General features: G+C 49.8%; 16 protein-coding genes. 5 read left to right on the plus strand and 11 right to left on the minus strand.

Going from position 1 to position 19,216, the window contains the following annotated elements; genetic code table 11:
* Window positions 1-19 precede the first annotated feature (19 nt).
* The 4 genes from GS601_RS09530 to GS601_RS09545 all read right to left on the minus strand — a co-directional run bounded on the left by GS601_RS09530 (window position 20) and on the right by GS601_RS09545 (window position 6,037).
* On the minus strand, window positions 20-1,066 hold the full coding sequence (locus tag GS601_RS09530; protein WP_162423045.1) for a BMP family protein: 1,047 nt from the start codon (window positions 1,064-1,066) through the stop codon (window positions 20-22).
* Window positions 1,067-1,299: 233 nt separating this feature from the next.
* On the minus strand, window positions 1,300-1,977 hold the full coding sequence (locus tag GS601_RS09535; RefSeq protein ID WP_162423046.1) for a nitroreductase family protein: 678 nt from the start codon (window positions 1,975-1,977) through the stop codon (window positions 1,300-1,302).
* A gap of 253 nt (window positions 1,978-2,230) precedes the next feature.
* Complete coding sequence (locus tag GS601_RS09540) at window positions 2,231-5,431, minus strand: MFS transporter (protein WP_162423047.1); 3,201 nt, start codon at window positions 5,429-5,431, stop codon at window positions 2,231-2,233.
* A 399-nt stretch (window positions 5,432-5,830) separates the two neighbouring features.
* A complete protein-coding gene (locus tag GS601_RS09545) occupies window positions 5,831-6,037 on the minus strand; it encodes a hypothetical protein (protein ID WP_162423048.1) in 207 nt (68 codons plus the stop codon).
* A 122-nt stretch (window positions 6,038-6,159) separates the two neighbouring features.
* On the opposite strand from GS601_RS09545, the gene crtH reads away from it, so the two are divergent.
* Window positions 6,160-7,674, plus strand: a complete 1,515-nt coding sequence (gene crtH / locus GS601_RS09550) for a carotenoid isomerase (RefSeq protein ID WP_162423049.1) — start codon at window positions 6,160-6,162, stop codon at window positions 7,672-7,674.
* Here the strand turns inward: crtH and GS601_RS09555 are convergent.
* From GS601_RS09555 to GS601_RS09565, 3 genes are all read right to left on the minus strand, one after another.
* The gene (locus GS601_RS09555) at window positions 7,671-8,423 is read right to left on the minus strand and encodes a Uma2 family endonuclease (protein WP_162423050.1); all 753 of its coding nucleotides are present in this window, start codon (window positions 8,421-8,423) and stop codon (window positions 7,671-7,673) included. The two genes, crtH and GS601_RS09555, sit on opposite strands and share 4 nt — an antisense overlap.
* Window positions 8,424-8,475: 52 nt before the next feature.
* Entirely contained in the window at window positions 8,476-10,122 is a 1,647-nt protein-coding gene (locus tag GS601_RS09560) for an acetolactate synthase large subunit (RefSeq protein WP_162423051.1), read from the minus strand.
* A gap of 109 nt (window positions 10,123-10,231) precedes the next feature.
* Window positions 10,232-11,623, minus strand: coding sequence for an NAD-dependent succinate-semialdehyde dehydrogenase (locus GS601_RS09565; protein WP_162423052.1), 1,392 nt, complete (start codon window positions 11,621-11,623; stop codon window positions 10,232-10,234).
* Window positions 11,624-12,155: 532 nt separating this feature from the next.
* Here GS601_RS09565 and GS601_RS09570 point away from each other — a divergent pair.
* Window positions 12,156-12,566 carry a response regulator gene (locus GS601_RS09570; RefSeq protein WP_162423053.1) on the plus strand — a complete coding sequence of 137 codons (411 nt, stop codon included), beginning with the start codon at window positions 12,156-12,158 and terminating at the stop codon, window positions 12,564-12,566.
* Here the strand turns inward: GS601_RS09570 and GS601_RS09575 are convergent.
* Complete coding sequence (locus tag GS601_RS09575) at window positions 12,517-12,957, minus strand: Na-translocating system protein MpsC family protein (protein ID WP_162423054.1); 441 nt, start codon at window positions 12,955-12,957, stop codon at window positions 12,517-12,519. The two genes, GS601_RS09570 and GS601_RS09575, sit on opposite strands and share 50 nt — an antisense overlap.
* Window positions 12,958-13,226: 269 nt before the next feature.
* Window positions 13,227-13,406 carry a hypothetical protein gene (locus GS601_RS09580; RefSeq protein ID WP_162423055.1) on the minus strand — a complete coding sequence of 60 codons (180 nt, stop codon included), beginning with the start codon at window positions 13,404-13,406 and terminating at the stop codon, window positions 13,227-13,229.
* Between the two features lie 212 nt (window positions 13,407-13,618).
* Between GS601_RS09580 and GS601_RS09585 the strand changes: the two genes are divergently transcribed.
* Window positions 13,619-14,143 carry an SRPBCC family protein gene (locus tag GS601_RS09585; RefSeq protein WP_162423056.1) on the plus strand — a complete coding sequence of 175 codons (525 nt, stop codon included), beginning with the start codon at window positions 13,619-13,621 and terminating at the stop codon, window positions 14,141-14,143.
* Window positions 14,144-14,390: 247 nt separating this feature from the next.
* Window positions 14,391-15,504, plus strand: a protein-coding gene (gene prfB / locus GS601_RS09590; protein WP_162423057.1) for a peptide chain release factor 2 whose coding sequence is annotated in 2 segments (ribosomal slippage) — window positions 14,391-14,462 and window positions 14,464-15,504 — 1,113 coding nt in all. Because the reading frame shifts where the segments join, the coding sequence is not laid out codon by codon here.
* A gap of 88 nt (window positions 15,505-15,592) precedes the next feature.
* On the opposite strand, the gene GS601_RS09595 is transcribed toward prfB, so the two are convergent.
* Complete coding sequence (locus GS601_RS09595; RefSeq protein ID WP_162423058.1) at window positions 15,593-16,495, minus strand: ABC transporter ATP-binding protein; 903 nt, start codon at window positions 16,493-16,495, stop codon at window positions 15,593-15,595.
* Between the two features lie 110 nt (window positions 16,496-16,605).
* The gene (locus GS601_RS09600) at window positions 16,606-18,564 is read right to left on the minus strand and encodes a prolyl oligopeptidase family serine peptidase (protein ID WP_162423059.1); all 1,959 of its coding nucleotides are present in this window, start codon (window positions 18,562-18,564) and stop codon (window positions 16,606-16,608) included.
* 299 nt (window positions 18,565-18,863) lie between these two features.
* Between GS601_RS09600 and GS601_RS09605 the strand changes: the two genes are divergently transcribed.
* Window positions 18,864-19,175: an RNA recognition motif domain-containing protein gene (locus GS601_RS09605; protein ID WP_162423060.1), complete on the plus strand. Its 312-nt coding sequence runs from the start codon at window positions 18,864-18,866 to the stop codon at window positions 19,173-19,175.
* The last annotated feature ends 41 nt before the right edge of the window (window positions 19,176-19,216 follow it).

Below are 19,216 nucleotides of genomic sequence, written 5' to 3' on the forward strand. Positions count from 1 at the left end.
AGATGACCTGTCACCTAGATTATTTAGGAACGAAAGGAACTTTCAGTTCACCAGAGGCAATTTTGGCGCGGGTTGGCTCGAGCGTTGCCTTGGCATCGAGTTTGTCTTGAAAGGCGGGGGCAACCTCGACATCGATCACCCCATCTGCTACTCCCAACTTGTAAAACTGATTCGCAAATTTTCCGGCTTTGGTGTCGTCTAACATGCGGTTAAACAGGGGTTCCATATTCCAAATCAAGTTAGAGGCGACCACCTGCGGACCGAGCGAAGACATATCTCCTACGTAGCTAGTCGTGTATCCGCCTTTCTCTTTCGCGGCTTCAATTTGCCCGATCGTTGGACCTTGTCCGCACCCAATCCAAAAATCGACCCCGGTTTCGGCTTGGGATAAGGCTGCTTCCTTTGCCTTGGCAACATCATCCCAGTTGCCCACGGCTGAGCTTGTTAATGTCGCATCGGGTCGCACGGTTTTGGCTCCGGCTAACATGGCTTCGCCCATCGCATGGCAAACCGGAATATCAAAGCCGTAGAGCGCTCCCAATTTTCCAGTTTTGCTGAGTTTGCCGCCAATCACACCAACCATGTATGCCCCTTCATAGAAGGGTTGGTCGTAGTCGGCGACGTTAGCGGCTACTTTATTGACACCCCCTGCCCAGGCGAAATTGACCTTGGGAAACTCTTTCGCAACTTTGAAAACGGCATCGCCATAGTTAAACGAGTGCGCCACGATCGTGGTGTATCCTGCTTCTGCATACTGGCGCAAAACCCGCTCTACGTCAGCCGGCGAGACTGATTCCGACACAGCAGTATCGATCCCTTTCGCCTTGAGTGCTTGCGTTGCTTCAACGGCTTTCTGGTTCCATGACTTATCGGTTGGCGGCCCATTAATAATTAGAGCAAACTTGGGAGCATTGGAGTTGACAGCAGCACTCGACACAGGAGAACTGCCAGTCGTTGTGGGCGTTTGCGTTGTGGGGGCTGAGTTGCAAGCAGCCAACAAAAGCGGAGCGGCAACCAACACACTTGCTAGCGATCGCTCAAGCGAAGCCAATACTTTAGAAACCATAGCCTTATTTTGCATAACTGCTTCAAAGCTAAGAAATAGCCGAAAAAGAATAGTCTATTATTCCCTTCTTCGATTTCAAAGTAAAGGTGTGACGACCTCTTTTGATGGATATTGCTGAAGTTTTGCGCTTTAGCTGCGGCTCACCCTCACCCTCAAGGAAACTGGCAACGTCTTCAAGCCAAGCCTCAAGTCACAGATTTATAGAGAAGCTCAGGTCTTGAACGATTCCCGATCTAGCTTTCGTAAGGACTGCCCAACCGATCGACAAATACATTAGCGCTAAACGGTAAGCGACCGGGATTTTTTCGAGGTTCTGCGGCATAACCCACTGGAACCAGCACCGCGATCGCAAGATTGGGGTCGGTGCCTGCACCAATCACTGCTTTCACGTTGTCTTCAATCCAGCCATTCATAAAACAGGTCGATAGCCCCAAGCTTTCGGCGGCTAATACTAAATTTGTCGCGGCGATCATGGCGTCTTTAATCGCGTATTCTCGCCGTTTATCGCCCAACTGCTCTTGAAACCCAGGAATTGCAGTTTTGAAATAGCTGACTGTTCCTTCTGTCCAGGCTCCGCTTGCTTGCCCTGCCTCTAAGATTGGGGTCAAGTCGCCATCGCCTGCCATTGCATCTGCCGCAAACACAAACGTAACAGGGGCTTGGGTAATTTGGGCTTGGTTCCAGGCGGCGTCAGCTAGGGCAGTCCGTTGAGCATCGTCTTGGACTAAAACAATTCGCCACGATTGTGTATTAAAGCTACTGGGCGCGGCAACCGTGAGTTCTACCAGTTGGCGGAGTAGCTCAGGCGCGATCGCATCGGGCTTAAAGGTTTTGATCGATCGTCGTTGAAGAATCGCGCTAGGAACGTCTAGAGGCTGAGTTTGGGGGGTGCGCTCTTGGCTCACGGTCATAGAGGACTCCTAATCGCTGTAGGGTAGAGTCTGAGCAAGATACCACCATTGGCTGCTCAGGTTTTAACATTTCGATAATCTTAAACACGCAAACTATACCATGATTGAATTAAGAAACTTCTCGAAAAAGAGTAGGTAAGCTTTTTTGTGCTCTGGTACTCAACCATTGGACATGAGAACTCAATCCCCAAACTCAATAAAAAGCCCCCTGCACGAGGAGGCTTTAGAGGGTAACTAGAGGAATCAAAACAGCTTAACCAACGGCAAGCGCCCCAGCGAGGGCAGCGGCTCCGGCTGAAACGATCGCAGTACCAAACAGCCACCACGCGGCTGATGCAGCGGCTTTCCGCGTCTCCTCAGCCTGCTTCATCGCCTGCCGCTTGACCTCTTCAAGGCGACGCTGGGCATCTTCCTGCATCCGCTCTGCACGGCGCAGGACGTTATTTCGGGCATTTTCAACCTGGTCGATAATGCGATTGGCTTGGGCTTCAGAAACGTCGTCGCGGGAGGACATCACGGCTACTAACGTATCTCGGTTGAAACTGCCTAAGCGATCGCGCATGGCATCAAACCCCGCTTGGGGATCGTGAAACATCGTGCGAACGTCGTTGCTGATGCCTTCATAGTTTAATTCCGGACGCTCTAACCCATTTAGGTAGAGGCGAATGCGTTCAAAGATACCATCCACGATAGATTGAAGCCGATCTTGAATGGCATGAACTTGAGCCATAAACTGGTCGCGCACCGATAGCACTTGATCCACCACTCGCGCTGCCTCATCTTCGGTCATGTCTTCGCGCTGAGCCAACAGGGCGATCAGAGTAGAGCGATCCACATGAGATAAGCGATCGCTAAGATTGCCAAATCCGGCACGGGGGTCTCGGAGCAACAGTTGCAAGTCGCGCTGGATGCCATCGGGATTGAGTTCTTCTTTGTCGGTGTTGCGGAGATAGCTATCTAAAGCAGATTGGAAGTTTTCGACTCGGCGCTGAGTCCGCGCTGCCAAGCGACGGGGCGATCGCACCAGACGGCGAATCGAATGTTGCACATCGTCAATAATGCGGTTGACCTGCTCTTCAGAGAGGTCTTGGCGCTGTGCCAAAAGCTGCACCAAGGTTTCGCGATCCATCTGTGACAAGCGAGACCGGAAGCGATACATGCCTGCTTTCGGGTCATTGAGCAACACATTCAGATCACGCTGGATGCCATCGGGATCGAGTTCATCTCTGTGGGTGTTGCGGAGATAGTCTGCGATCGCGCTGGTGACCTGATCCACCTGATCTTTGGCTTTGCTCACTGCTCGTTGTGGCGCATGCAGAATGCTATCGCGCACATCTTCTAGCTGGCTGACAATGCGATCGGCTTCTTCGGGCGTCATGTCTTGCCGTTGACTGAGAAGTTGCACAAACGTATCGTGATCGAACTGGCTCAACCGACCGCGCAAAGCAGAGGCACCGGCTTGAGGGTCATCCAGCAGGGTTCTAAAGTCGCGCTTGATGCCGTCGGGGTCAAGTTCACCTTTGTGCGTGTTTCTCAGATAGGACTCAACGCGAATCCTCAGAGCTTCAGCTTCAGAGCGCACCCGATCCTGGGTTTCTTTGGCAGAATTGAGGATGCGATCGCGGCTATGCTCAAAGCGGGAAATAATCTGATCGGCTTCATCCTGAGAAAGATCCTGCCGTTGCGACAAAAACTGCACCAACGTATCGCGATCAAAGGATCTCAGGCGAGACGAAAGCGCTTCGTAACCTGCGTCGGGGTCTTCTAGCAGCAGCGACACTTCTCGCTCGATATCATCGGGATTGAGTTGATCTTTGCCGGTTGAGCGGAGATAATTTTCTACTCTCGATCGCAGATCTTGCGATCGCTCCTGTTCATCTGCCACACTTACCGAACCGAGAACACTAGTACGAATCGACTCAAGCTGATCGGCAATATCTGAGACTCGCGCCGCAGAAAGATCGCCCCGTTGAGTCAACAGGCGCACAAAATCAGACCGATTCAAGCGTTCCAATTCTCGCCGTACCGCCGCCGGATCGGCTTCGGGATCATACAACGCTTCGCGGAACTCGGTGTTGAGGGTTTCGCGGTTGAGATGCCAAGAATAGGTGTTGAGCAAATAGTTTTCGACATCCGAGCGAATCGGGCTAAAACCAGACGACGCACGGCTAGTTACCTCCTTTGCACCGCTCGTCAGCTTATCTTTTGCGCCTTGGAGTTGTCCTAAAATCTTCTCAACATCTAGATCAGAGAGATCAGCACGTCCTACAACGCTGCCCATCAAGGTAGACATGCCCATCTGCACAGCGCGATCGAGGAGGCTGCCTTGCTGTTCTTTCTGAGGGCGTTGTGCCATGGAGGAAATCGCAGACATCTGGTCACGCATCGCTGTTGACTGGTTTTGCTGCGTCCCCTGCATCATCTGCCCCTGCCGCCGGACTTCCTCAGCCAGTTGATCAATGCGACGGTTTAGCTCGTTTGTATCAACTTGTCCCGATTGAACGGTTTGAAGATATTCCGTCAAGCCTTGAGTTGGGTCTTTGCGCTGGAGTCGTCCTAGGGTGTCGTTCCAAACGGCTTCAAGCTGATCGATCAACCGCTGGGATTCTTGTCTCGATAAATCTGTGCGACTGCTAACCAGGTTAACAAACGTGTTGCGATCGATATGTCTCAACCGATCAACCACATCTGCTGGAGATCCGGCTCCGACAATATTTTGCAGTTCTGGATCATTGACCAGACCTTCCAATTCGCGGCGAATCCGCGACATGTCGAGTTGGGCAGGTCGCACCCGATCGAGATAGTCTTCGAGCGACTCCCGAATGCTGCCAGGGTCGATCGCAGAGCCGAGTTCACGACGAACTGCTGCCGCCGCCGCTTCTGCGGTAGAGACAACTTGCTGATTGACTGCCTTTGCTCCCATGGCGGCTCCCACAGTGCCAACCAATGCCTGAAACCCGGAGGTAGCAGAGTTAACCAATGAGCCGATCAGGGAGCCAACGGTGCTAGAACTGACCCAAACCAGCAGCGAAAAGTAGGTCGCCCAAATTACAAGACCTACGATCGCGCCCAAGCCAATGCTATTGATGAGGCTAAGTCTCACCGCAAGCAGGCACGCCAGAAAGATCGCGATCGTAACGGTAACTAGCGTCCAGATTCCGACTGCCAGCCCCACCTTGCGAATCGTGCCACCTGCGCTGCCAGAGCTACTACTGTGATGATGCTCAGAATCATTACTGTCCATGCGACCGAGAACAGAAATGCCAGTTGCAACAGAAAGGTTTGTTAATACTAATTGGAATGCAAATGCTAATACTACCCCTGCGATAAGAGCCACAAAAAACTGGGGACCTGAAAACACTAACGCAGCATCTTCAGGTCGAGCGACCCCTCTATTAATAGGGATTTGAGCCATTTGGCTCCATTCCCACGACATATTTGCCAATTGAATCATAGAATTTCCCTCATTAGACTCTGCCCGACGCACATTGATGCGTCAGTGAGACTGCAACTTTGAACAATCTTTGTACCTAGAATCGTTGAGTTAGGGGGCTGAAATCATCGGTCATAGGAGATAGGAATTGCTCTACTAAAAGGAAGAGTAGCGAAGCAAATTTTGCCGTACGCCAACGGTTTTAGAATGAAGAGGAGGCAATAGACAGCGACTGAAACGATGGCTCTATAGTGCTCCAAACCACTTGAAACGCGCCTGAAATCTCCAGCGTGTGTAGCTTACAATACTAATTTAAGGCAATAAATTTCCCTGATTCTACTGAGGTTTATAGAAAATTTGTTCCATACGGTCTAGTCTTTTCGCTGCCAGTGATCACGTAGCGATCGCATCCACAGTATCCTATCGTCCTGTGATGCGATCGCTCGTGCCCCAGGTGGAGAGACGAATTTCTAACCCGCTGGTGTCGTTCTCAGCGACTATTTGATTAAAGTTGATTTGATTAAAGTTGATTAAAGTGCGCGATCGCGGCTCCATTTCCCGATCGCGCTTCTTCTGGCAAATACGACTATCTCTGAAGCAGCGTGTTATCAACGCAGATAAAGCCACAATGTTGTTTCTCTAGATTTTTTTGTGTATGGCAAGAAACATAAGCATCATTTCGCCCCAGACTCCATACCCCACACTCCTTTCTCCGATACACTGAAGAACGTGGGTTTAGGGCATTTTTCATGACTGCTTCTCAAGTGGCGACAGAGTTTGACGTAATCGTAATCGGGTCTGGCATTGGCGGCTTGGTCACAGCCACCCAACTGGCAGCAAAAGGAGCCAGTGTCTTGGTATTGGAGCGCTACCTGATTCCGGGCGGCAGTTCAGGATATTTCGATCGGTCTGGCTATCGCTTTGATGTGGGCGCATCAATGATTTTTGGCTTTGGCGATCGCGGCACCACCAACCTCCTCACTCGCGCCTTAGATGCGGTCAATGTTAGCATCGACACAATTCCCGATCCGGTGCAGATTCACTATCACTTACCCAATGGTTTGGATCTGCAAGTCCATCGCGATTATGAAAAGTTTTTAAACGAACTAATTGAAAAATTTCCTCACGAAGCGAAAGGCGTTCGGCAATTCTACGATGAATGCTGGAAAGTATTTAACTGCCTCAACGTGATGGATCTGCTATCGCTCGAAGAACCGCGCTACCTGACGCGGGTTTTCTTTCAGCATCCCTTCGCCTGTTTAGGACTGGTGAAATACCTGCCTCAAAACGCAGGTGACATTGCCAGACGCTACATCCGCGATCGGCAATTGCTTCAGTTCATCGATATGGAGTGCTATTGCTGGTCAGTGGTTCCCGCCGATCGCACCCCGATGATTAATGCTGGGATGGTATTTAGCGATCGCCACTATGGAGGCATCAACTACCCCAAAGGCGGTGTCGGACAAATCGCCCAAACACTCGCCGAAGGATTGGAAAAAGCAGGCAGTCAGATTCAATACAAAGCACGGGTAACGGAGATTCTCACAGAGCACGGCAAAGCGGTTGGCGTCAAGCTGGCGTCTGGAGAAACCTATCGGGCAAAGCGAATTGTGTCGAATGCGACGCGATGGGACACGTTTGAGAAATTGTTGCCGCGCGATCGCCTCCCCAACTCAGAGAAGAAGTGGCAGCAGCGATACCAACAATCTCCCAGCTTTTTGAGCTTGCATTTAGGTGTCAAAGCAGACGCTTTGCCGTTGGGCACAGAATGCCATCATATTTTGCTCGAAGATTGGGACAACATGGAATCTGAGCAAGGCACAATTTTTGTCTCAATCCCAACGCTGCTTGATCCGAGTTTGGCTCCCCAAGGGCATCACATTATTCACACCTTTACCCCAAGCTGGATCAGCGAATGGCAAAATTTGACCTCCAGCGAATATGAAGCCAAAAAAGAACAGGCAGCCCATCGACTAATCGATCGCTTGTCTCAACTCTTTCCGAACCTCGATCAAGCCCTAGATTTTCAAGAAGTTGGCACACCGAGAACCCATCGTCGGTTTTTAGGGCGCGACAACGGCACCTATGGGCCGATTCCCTCTCGCAAGCTGCTTGGGTTGTTAGGAATGCCGTTTAATCGCACCGCCGTTCCAAACTTGTACTGTGTGGGAGATAGCACCTTCCCCGGACAAGGATTAAATGCGGTGGCGTTTTCTGGGTTTGCCTGCGCCCATCGCGTCGCTGTGGATTTAGGATTGAGTTAATTGTAGGATTGGGTTAATTGATCGGGATCGATGCCTTGCGATCGCAGATATCTCCGCAGTCGCTCAAGCTCTTCACCTTGCTGTTGCACTATCGATTCAGATTGTTCTACTCGCCGTTGCTCTCGTTCTAAACGCTGTTCCAAAGCTTTAATAATCTCTCCACTTTGAGCCGATTCTTCCTCAAAATTAGGAATCATCACACCCTCAGCCGTAAAGTAGCGTAATTGGTTATTTGCAATTCCTAAATACAGTTCTAGCTGCTCACTCCACATCCAGCCTTGATCTGTTCGAGGAATGTCTTGGTAGTGTCCTGCTTGCAGCCTTAGCCCAACAAACTCCAACTGTTGGGGGTCAGGATTAAACCAAAAATACTCTGGCGTCTGAAATAAGTTTTGATAGAGATCTCGCTTTGTGGTGCGATCGGTTTTCGCGGTTTTGCGAGACAAAATCTCAACAATAACGTTAGGATACTGCCCGTTTTCTCTTGATACAACCCAACTTCCACGAGGTCTGCGCTCTGTTCCTAAAACAACAAAGAAATCAGGTCCTCGAAACTTTTTAGATTGCAGTTCTGGAGGTTGGTAGTAAATGCTGAGATTGCCTGCCGCAAAGAAATCTTGCCGTTGTTGCCACCACCATTCCAAACAGGTTAAGAGCAGAACAATTTGAGCAAGATGGAGAGAATGTTCCAATTCTGGTTCGTTGCTGTAAGGTTCTTCTAAAAGGTCTAGATTGGGAACTGAGACCATAGGAAGCGTGGGGAAAGCTACATCGCTATTGTACTCCCCACACCCCGGTCTGTTAAATCGTGCAGCTTACTTCCCCCGATCGCTGGGTAAACTTCAAATTCTCCCGGTAATCCACTGGGCAATCAATCACGGCAGGCACATCCTGTTCTAGAGCTTCCTGCAAGGTGGGAATCAGATCTTCACAAGACTCGACCCGATAGCCCTTTAGCCCCATGCTTTCGGCAAACCGGACAAAATCAGGATTGGTAAACTTGATGAAATTGGAATGCCCAAACTGGTTTTCTTGCTTCCACTCGATCAGACCATAGCCGCCATCGTTAAAAATAAGGGTGACAAACGGGGTGCCAATCCGCAGCGCTGTTTCGAGTTCTTGGCAGTTCATCATGAAGCCGCCATCGCCTGTGACCGCAACAATTTTGCGAGCCGGATGCACCAACTTAGCTGCGATCGCACCCGGAATGGCAATCCCCATGGCGGCAAATCCGTTAGAAATAATGCAGGTGTTGGGGCAATGGCAGTGATAGTGCCGCGCCATCCACATTTTGTGAGCACCCACATCAGAAATGACAATATCATCGGCTCCCATCACTTGCCGCAGGTCATAAACAATCTTCTGAGGTTTGATCGGGAAGCCAGCATCTTTGGCATAGTGGGCATAGTCTTCGCGGATTTCGGCTCGCAGTTCTAACGCATGAGGCTCAGGTTTACCATCGCGATCGCATCGGTACAAAATTTCTTGCAGAGCATCCGAAATGTCACCTACAACTTCTGCAACAGGTATATAGCTGCGATCGATTTCGGCAGGAGTAACACTAATGTGAATAATTGGAATATCACCTTTAGGATTCCATTTTTTAGGGGAATATTCAATCAAATCATAGCCAATTGCAATCACGAGATCAGTTTGATCAAATCCGCAGCTAATGTAATCGCGCTGCTGCAATCCTACTGACCACAACGCTAGCGGATGCGGATAGGGAATCACTCCTTTACCCATAAAAGTATTGGCAACAGGAATGTTTAGACGAGTCGCAAATTTCGTTAGCATTTCACTAGCATGAGCGCGAATTGCTCCATTCCCCACGAGAATCAACGGATTTTTTGCATCATTAATTGCGATCGCAGCCTTCTCAATACTGTGAAACGATGCATAGGTTTTCTCGATGTCGCCCCCTCTGATGGGGTTGCCCTGAACCGGCATCGCCGCAATATTTTCCGGCACATCGATATGCACCGCTCCTGGCTTTTCGCTTTGGGCAATTTTAAACGCCTTCCGCACAATTTCTGCCGTGTTGCTCGGACGCACAATTTGGGTCGTCCATTTGGTCACAGGCGCAAACATCGCTACCAGATCGAGATACTGATGGGATTCAATATGCATCCGATCGGTGCCCACTTGCCCCGTAATTGCCACGAGCGGAGCGCAATCAAGATTGGCATCTGCCACGCCCGTCATTAAATTCGTTGCGCCTGGTCCCAAGGTCGAAAGACACACCCCCGCTCGCCCGGTCAAGCGCCCATAGACATCTGCCATGAATGCCGCTCCTTGCTCATGGCGCGTCGTAATAAACTGAATCGAAGAGGCTTTAAGTGCCTCTAACACATGCAAATTCTCTTCTCCAGGCAATCCAAAAACGTACTCTACACCCTCCGCTTCGAGACAACGTACCAACAGTTCCGCCGTGTTTATGTCGCTCATGTCGTTTGTTCCTACTAGTTCACCCACACCGTTTTAACCCACACCGTTTTAACATTGACAAATTCATGTCGCTTATGTCATTTGTTCTTACTACTTCACTCACACCGTTTTATTTCACCCACACCGTTTTAACATTGACGAATTCATACAGCCCTTCTTTCCCAAGTTCGCGCCCATAGCCAGAGCGTTTGATGCCGCCAAAGGGTAAACGCGGGTCAGACTTGACCATGCCATTGATAAAAACCGATCCGGCATCAAGTTCGGCAATGAAGCGATCGCGCTCCTGAGCGTCCTGTGTCCAAGCGCTAGAACCAAGCCCAAAGGGTGAATCGTTGGCGCGCGCGATCGCGGCAGAAATGTCAGCCACTCGAAACAAAAGTGCTACAGGACCAAAAAACTCGTCGTACTCGGCAAGGCTGCCCTTGGGAATGTCAGACAGAACGGTGGGCGGGTAGAAGTTTCCAGACCGATGGGCTTCGCTCAGCGTCGAAGAAGTACTCCTGGGGTCGCCGCCGATTAATAGCGTTGCACCTTGCTCGATCGAGGTTTTCACCTGCCGATCCAAATCTTGAAGAATTTGAGGGGTGGCTAATGGACCAATATCCGTGTCGGGCTGCATTGGGTCGCCGATCTTAAGCGCTTTGTAACGTTCGATCAGTCTGCGCGTAAATTCATCTGCGATCGCGTCTGCTACGATAAATCGTTTTGCGGCAATGCACGACTGCCCGTTGTTCAACATTCGCGCTGTCACGGCAGTAGAAACGGCAGCGTCTAAATCGGCACTGGGCATGACAATAAACGGATCGCTGCCCCCCAGTTCTAAAACTACTTTTTTAATGTGCTTCCCGGCTGCCATTGCCAGACTTGCGCCTGCCGGTTCGCTGCCCGTTAAGGTTGCAGCGGCAATCCGCTCGTCGCCCATCAATCCGGCTACCCGATCGGCTCCGATCAGCAAAGTCTGAAACGCCCCCGCTGGAAATCCGGCTTTGGCAAAAACCTCTGCGATCGCTAGGGCAGACTGAGGCACATTCGAGGCGTGTTTGAGCAAGCCCACGTTGCCTGCCATCAGCGCCGGAGCCGCAAACCGAAAAACCTGCCAAAAGGGAAAATTCCACGGCATCACTGCCAAAATGACCCCAAGGGGCTGATAGCGGATGAAGCTCGTGGAAGCGTCGGTATGAACTGGAACGTCTACAAGAAACGACGGGGCATGATCGGCATAATAGCGACAAACTAACGCGCATTTTTCGACTTCTGCGATCGCAGCTTTGATCGGCTTGCCCATTTCCAAGGTCAGCAGTTCAGCATACTGCTGCTTTGCTTGCTCTAGGTGCGTTGCCGCCTGATGCAGCCACCGCGATCGCTGGGGCATCGGTGTCCGGCAATAGTCTGAAAACTGGCTGGATGCTAGCCCCACCTTTGCGTCTAGCTCAGTATCCGTCAGGGCATCAAATTCTTTTATTAGTTCTCCGGTGGTGGGATTAACTGTAGCGATTCCCATGTCCCGCCCTCCATGACCTTCTTAATGTGTACTCGGCACTTTGTTTTACTCTATAAATTGCCTTTCCGCTTTTATTGTGTATCGGATTTTATGAAAAATCCGTCAAATCTCTCAGAAATGTCACATTTAAATTTTTCACAGTATACTAAGTTAGTTACGTTTGTGACTCTTTAACTGAGCTACAACATCAAGTTGAAGCCGTCTTTGGTTAACAGTTGCAGAGGTCTAAAAGCTATCTGGTTTGTCCGGAAGCGCTCACAGATTGTGGTATGCTCATAGATGTCATCAGTAGTTTGGATGCAGCCCTAAAGATTTTATTAGACAGCTTGTCACTCTCCTTTGAAGAGACTAGAGATCGGTTCAGACTCTAGGCAGTAGCAGACACAGGAAGAGTAGGCAACCTGCGAGATTGTTCCGCCCCCATAAATCACTTCTTGAATCGCTTGATTACAGTGAGCTTCGGTTTGCCTTTAACAAGCTAGCTGTTGCTTATTTCAGATATTGAAGTTTAGATTATTCCCCTTCAATTCCTATGTGCGTTTCATCTCGAAAGCCATTGATTCTAGCTGTAGACGACAATGAAGACAATCTATTTCTGCTGCGCTATCAGTTGCAAGATACGATTGATTGCTCGTTAATCACGGCGATGGATGGCAAATCTGCCTTAGCGCTGATCGAAAGTGAAATGCCGGATCTAGTGCTGCTTGACATTGTGTTGCCAGACATGAACGGCATGGAAGTAGCACGACGCATTCGCGAGTGTCAGAAGACAATCGATCTTCCCATCGTGGCGCTCACTGCATCTGCCAGACAGGAAGACCGCGATCGCATCTTAGAGTCTGGCTGCAACGACTATCTCAGTAAACCCTACGACTTGGATGACTTAGAAAAGGTCATTCATCAGCATCTTCAGCGCCATCTGCTGTGTTCTCAACCTCTTTAGAAGATCGGCGCTGGGGTTGCGAATCTCTAACCTGAGGGGCGTCCTCTAACACTGCGATCGTACCCGTACGCCCGGTATCAAACTTGGCATCGCTCAAAACATCAATCACTGGAACGCCTACAATTTCTTCGATTAGCGCCTTTAACTCAGGGCAAAGTGCTTCATCTAAATCATCGTGCACTTTCTCAGCCAAATCTTCCTGCCCACGCTCTACTAAAACCTGCTCTGGCTTAGTGATAGAATCTTCCAAAATAATCATAACTTTGCCGTCAGAAATGTAGCATTGCACTTTGCTAGGCTGGTGCCCCAAGCTAGACCGATAGAGCGCTAAAACTTTTTGCGAGAGAGAGCGCTCTAGTTGACCACGAGTCGGTAGAGGGGAAGAAGTCATAAGATTTTTAGTTGGTAACGCGAGATTAATCAACGCCAGATTTTGTGAATTTATTATCTGGGCTGTCGCTAGCTTCTCCAATCTCTCCAGGGAAAGATTTTGCAGCGTATCAATTCGTTGCGCCCAGTCTCCACAATCGAAGCCGTCCGTTTGGCATCTTCTCTACCAAGTGCAGATTTGACCAAGTGCCGATTTGACCAAGATGAGGGCGAACCGTCAAAGAGGTAAATGATCACCCTAGACTGTAGTATTCATCAGTATGCATCAGCCTATCTTGTCTCGATCAAGCCATTGATCACAAGTAGCGCGATCGACAACGACACTAACAGCCCTAATACAAACCCAGGCAAAAATGTGAGTAGCCCAATGCCTCGCAAAATCCAGACGATCGCGGTGAGGGCTAACACTCCGATAAACACAACTTCTCTAGAGCTTAATGGTTGGCGCACGGTCAATCCTCAAACGTCTTCCAGATATTGTCTACTACACAACTCCTTTACCAAACTCCCGAAATTGTGCGGGTTTCGGCTGTTCTGCGGCAGTGTGGTTTGCCGAAACTTTATGCAGGCTAAACTCACGTTTAACAGTTTTGCCGTGAGTTTGTTGCTATTGTTAACAGTAATTCATAAAAAGCTGAATGAAGGCGTCAGGAGCGGCATCTATGAGTAGTGTAAGCGCGATCAACACAGTCAATCCGACCCTGCTAGGCGGGGAAATTCTACTCACAACTCATCCCTATTCGGCTTGGGGAGGCTCGGTCACGGCTCAGATGTATCTTCCCCTAGAAGTGCAGCAGGTGTGGTATCAGTTGATCGACTATCCACGCTGGACGCATTATTTTCCTGATGTCACCCGTAGCGAGGTGGTTCAGATCGTCAAGTCTGGCTCACTCAAACGTTTGCATCAGGCGGCGAGTAAGGCTTTTTTGTTTTTTACGGCTCAGGTAGATATTTATCTTAAGGTTCTGGAAACTCAGTATCAGCGTATTCAGTTTTCTTTGGAGTCAGGCAGTTTCAGCGACTTTTCGGCAGATCTGCAAATTGCAAGCGGCGGCAACGGAACGATTTTGACCTATTCGGTTCAGGCAACTCCTACGATTCCAGTGCCCGGTATTTTGATCGAACAAGCCATTCAGCTAGATTTACCGACAAACCTACGGCAAATGCGGCGGGTTTTGTGTGCGTGAGGGATGCAGTTTCAACGATCGCGTTCTGTGGTGCCCAACCTTTCAGTTTAGGTCGGGTGAATGGGATGAGCGAGGCTATTTATCAGACAATTCAGGTCAGGCAATTCAGGTCAGGCAATTCAGGTGGGGCACTCAGGTGTGTATAGTTCTGTTCATAATATAAATTTCTGTTGATGATGTATATCGCACCAATGCTTCAGGTTTCTACTAAAATTATCAATACCATCTGAGAAGATCTTAAGACTGTATGGATACCGTAGACCTAAAACGTGATGTAGAACTGTTGTCTTCGCGCCTGGGTAAAACCCAGGACTATCTTTGACGTTCCTGCTCTGAGTGCCAAAATTCAAGATCTAGAGCAAATTGCGTCGCAACCCGACTTTTGGGAAGATCAAGCGAAAGCTCAGCAGTCGCTTCAAGAATTAAACGACTACAAATCCCACCTTCAGCAGTTTGATCAATGGAAAGCCTACTTAGCTGACGCCGAAGCAACGCTAGAACTGCTTGAGCTAGAAATGGATCAGTCGTTGCTTGAAGAAGCCGAAGCAAAAACCGATCAGTTGAAACATGAGCTTGATCAGTGGGAGCTTCAGCAAATGCTGTCAGGACCGTATGATACGAAGGGAGCCATTCTCACGATTAATGCTGGAGCAGGCGGAACAGATGCCCAAGACTGGGCAGAGATGCTGATGCGAATGTATACCCGATGGGGCGAAGCTCATCGGTACAGAGTCCATTTGATGGAGCTATCTGAAGGGGACGAGGCAGGCGTGAAGTCAGCCACTCTGGAAATTGAGGGTCGATATGCCTATGGCTATTTGAAATCTGAGAAAGGAACGCATCGCCTAGTGCGGATTTCTCCTTTTAATGCCAACGGCAAGCGCCAAACGAGTTTTGCAGGCGTTGAAGTCATGCCGATGATCGACACCTCGGTGCAGCTAGACATTCCAGACAAGGATTTGGAGATTACGACGACGCGAGCCGGGGGCAAGGGAGGGCAGAACGTTAACAAAGTAGAAACGGCAGTGCGAATTGTGCATATCCCGACTGGGCTAGCGGTGAGATGTACGGAGGAGCGATCGCAGCTTCAAAACAAAGAAAAAGCGTTGGCACTGTTGAAAGCGAGGTTGCTGGTAATTGCCCAAGAGCAACGCGCCAAAGAAATCGCGGATATTCGAGGCGATATTGTAGAGGCAGCGTGGGGCACCCAGATTCGCAACTATGTTTTTCACCCTTACCAATTGGTCAAAGATTTGCGAACCAACCTTGAAACAACGGCGGTTCAGGATGTGATGAATGGAGAATTGGATGGGTTTATTGAATCGTATTTGCGCCAAGAGAACCAACTCGTTGAGGCATGATTTGGTGGGGTACTATCTTGCCTAGCAACCGTGCCTTAGCGTAGTTCCTGAGCAAGACGTTGAATTTTGAGACAGCGAACGTTGGTCATCAATCCAAGTTGCGCCCGGTCAATTCTACAAAAATGTCTTCTAAATTAGAGGGTCGGGTCATCATTCCCGTTTTATCTGGCTGTTGATCGAGATAGGCATTTGCGGCATCTAGTGTGGGAAAAAATTGATAGTCCCAGCGATCGCTCGGTGCATTTCCAGACGAACTGCTATATTGCTTGACGACTAGCCCTTCGCCATGTTTTTGTCGCAAATCTTGCAGCGTTCCCAGCGCGATCAGTTTTCCGCCATCCATAATGCCGATGCGATTAGCGCTTTGCGCAACTCCGAAGGAACCGCACAGATATTCCACTTCATCCATATAATGCGTTGTCAATAACATCGTCATGCCTTGCTTGTTGAGATCCCGAAGGATTTCCCACAACCGGCGACGAGTTTGGGGATCAAGCCCCACGGTGGGTTCATCAAGAAACAGAATGTCTGGCTGGTGTAATAATGCTCTCGCAATTTGCAAGCGCCGTTTCATTCCGCCCGATAACGTTTTGGCAGGGGCATCCCGGCGATCGCTCAACTCGACGTACGTGAGCCACCGATCGATCTCGTTCTGGCGGCGTGCCTTGGGAAGGTGATGCAGCCGACCGTGATATTCCATGTTTTCCCACACCGTCAGGTCGCTATCGATGCTCACCGCTTGCAGCACCACACCGATCCGTTGTTTCACCCGCGATCGCTGACGCATCACATCAAATCCTGCCACCTGAATGACACCATCAGATGGTTTCGTTAGCGTGGTCAGCATCCGAATCGTGGTGGATTTGCCTGCCCCGTTTGGCCCTAATAACCCAAACATCTCCCCAGTCTGAATCTCAAACGAGAGACCATTCACCACTGGAACCGTTCCGTAAACTTTGTGAACGTTTTGAAGCGAAACCGCGACTGTCATTAATTCTGAAATTCTGAGCGTTAAATGTAACCTTCTTTAACAGTATCGCAAACAGCATCGCAGTCGCGGTATTTCAGGTTGATCGATCCCAAGATTTAGAGGCTCAAGATTTAGAGGTTTGCGATCGCAACAGGGCTAATCGCTTCAGCAGGCTGATAGCCGAACACCTGTGCATAAAAATAAAACTCCCCATCTAGGGCACGCTTAATATTCTCCGCTTTACGAAACCCGTGCTGCTCCCCCTCAAACAGAACATAGGAAACGGGCAAACCCTTCTCCCTGAGCGCATCAACCATCATTTCTGCCTGGTTGGGCGGCACAATTTTATCTTCGTCGCCTTGGAAGAAAATTACCGGACACGACAATTGATCCAGGGCATTGATCGGCGATCGCTGGTCATACAGTTCCTTTTCTGCTGGATATTCGCCAATTAATTTATCTAAATATCGCGATTCAAACTTGTGGGTGTCTTCGGCTAGGGCTTTGAGATCGCTCACCCCGTAGTAGCTTGCACCCGCCTTGAAGGTGTCTCGAAACGTCAACGCACACAACGTTGTATACCCGCCCGCACTGCCGCCTGCAATCACCAAGCGATCGCCATCCACTTTTCCTTGAGACGCCAGATAGAGCGCACCATTGGCACAATCATCCACATCTACGATGCCCCACTGTCTGTTCAGTCGTTCGCGATAGGCTCGCCCATACCCGGTGCTACCGCCATAATTCACATCTAGGAAAGCAAAGCCGCGGCTCGTCCAATACTGAATACTGAGGCTAAGTGCCGCCGAGGTTGCAGCAGTCGGCCCACCGTGGCTCTTGACCAGCATCGGAGGACGCTCTTTATCGGGTGCAGTGTAGTCCTGATTTTTGGGCGCGTAGTATAGCGCGTGGGCGCTCAGCCCATTCTCTGTGGGAAACTCGATCGCTTCGGGAGCCGAAAGATAACCGGGATCGATTTTTAGCTCGTTGGCACGACGGAGAACTTCAAGATGGTGTGTGGCAAGATCGAGCCGAACGATCGCACTGGCTTCGGTCGGAGACCCACCCACAAACACAGCATGGTGTGCATTAACTTGCAGCCCTGCGATGCTCGTATAGGGCGTTGAAATCGGGGTTAATTCGAGACTGGTGAGATCGAGACTTGCCAACTGGCTCATGCCATTTTGGCTATAGGTGCAAATCAAGCGATGGGCTGCCCCCGTCTCTGTAGGAGGGCAATCGACAAAACCATAGGTAGACATGCCAAACACCCACAACGGCAACCCAAACTCCGCCTCTTTGGGGCAGAGGGGTTCAGTCGTGTCTTCGCTTGGGTGCCAGCGATAAAGATTCCACCAATTGGTGCGATCGCTGACAAAATATAAGGTGCCATCGGGCGACCATTGGGGCTGAAAAATAGATTCTGTCTCACCGCCTGCAATGTTTCGAGGATCTGCGATCGCTCCATCTGCCTCTACTGTGCCAACCCAAAGCTCTGTCCCGTCCCACGGCATGTTGGGATGATTCCAAGCAATCCACGACAATGTAGACCCATCTGGACTGAGGCGCGGAAACGCATAAAAGTCGCTCCCTGAAACAATCACCCGTTGATTGCCATCTTTTACGGAAATGCTGACGATTGTGTTAATAGGTTCTCGATCGGCGATCGTATGGTCTTCGCAAACGCAAATTAAATGCTGGCGAGCAGAATCTAAAACAGCATCGGCATAGCGCAACGATTGCTCGGGTGTAAAAGGAACAGGCGCATCGCCCATCGTTTGATAATAAAGTCGTTGATCAGAGAAATTGGCAAAATAGACAACCCCATCAACAACGCTAAATGCACCGCCGCCGTACTCATGAACGCGAGTCCGAGCATTAAACGGAGCGGGGATCACATCGCTAATCTGACCGTCAGGCATTCTGCGGACAATTACACTTCGTCCGCCTTCTGTTGGGCGCGATTCACTCCAATAAATCGCTTGATCATCTAATTGAATCTGCCCCAGCCCAATCGAACCTGCAACGATCAGATCCGATGTGATCGGCGACTTCCAAGCGCCATAGGGAGCAACTTTTACACTAGACATGAGCATTCTCCAACAAAATAGTAAATGTAGAAAATAGCAGGGCAGAAACCAATCGTAAACAGCAGTCTTTTAGCATAGTTTAGATGTTGTTTTTTAATGATTTCAGCTTCCCAAAATCGCATCCTACCTCGAAAAATCGTGTTACAGTTGAGATACAGAGATGAAGATCGGTTTATACGTTTGTTTTTCTGAAGACTCTCACGTTTAGTTCCATCTAGGCTGACTGGTTGGTTTTTCTCAAGGCAGGCTTTTCCAAGATCTCCCATCTCTACACTTTCTGGTTCTGGAGATTCATTTCAATGTCGATTTACGTAGGTAATCTCTCTTATGAGGTTACGCAAGATGATTTGACCGCTATTTTCGCAGAATATGGTTCGGTCAAGCGGGTTCAGCTTCCCATGGATCGGGAGACAGGTCGGGTTCGTGGTTTTGGGTTTGTGGAAATGTCATCAGATGACGAAGAAGCAGCCGCGATCGAAGCCCTAGATGGTGCAGAATGGATGGGTCGCGATATGCGAGTCAACAAGGCGAAGCCTCGTGAAGACAATCGGAGTGGTGGTGGAAATCGTGGGGGCGGCGGGGGTCGCGCCGGATATTCTTCTCGCTTCTAAAAGTTTTTGACGCACATTGGAGTTGTCCTGGTTTAGGTTAG

Origin of the sequence: Myxacorys almedinensis A (assembly GCF_010091945.1) — a bacterium.
In the GTDB taxonomy this organism is placed as follows: domain Bacteria; phylum Cyanobacteriota; class Cyanobacteriia; order Leptolyngbyales; family Leptolyngbyaceae; genus Myxacorys; species Myxacorys almedinensis.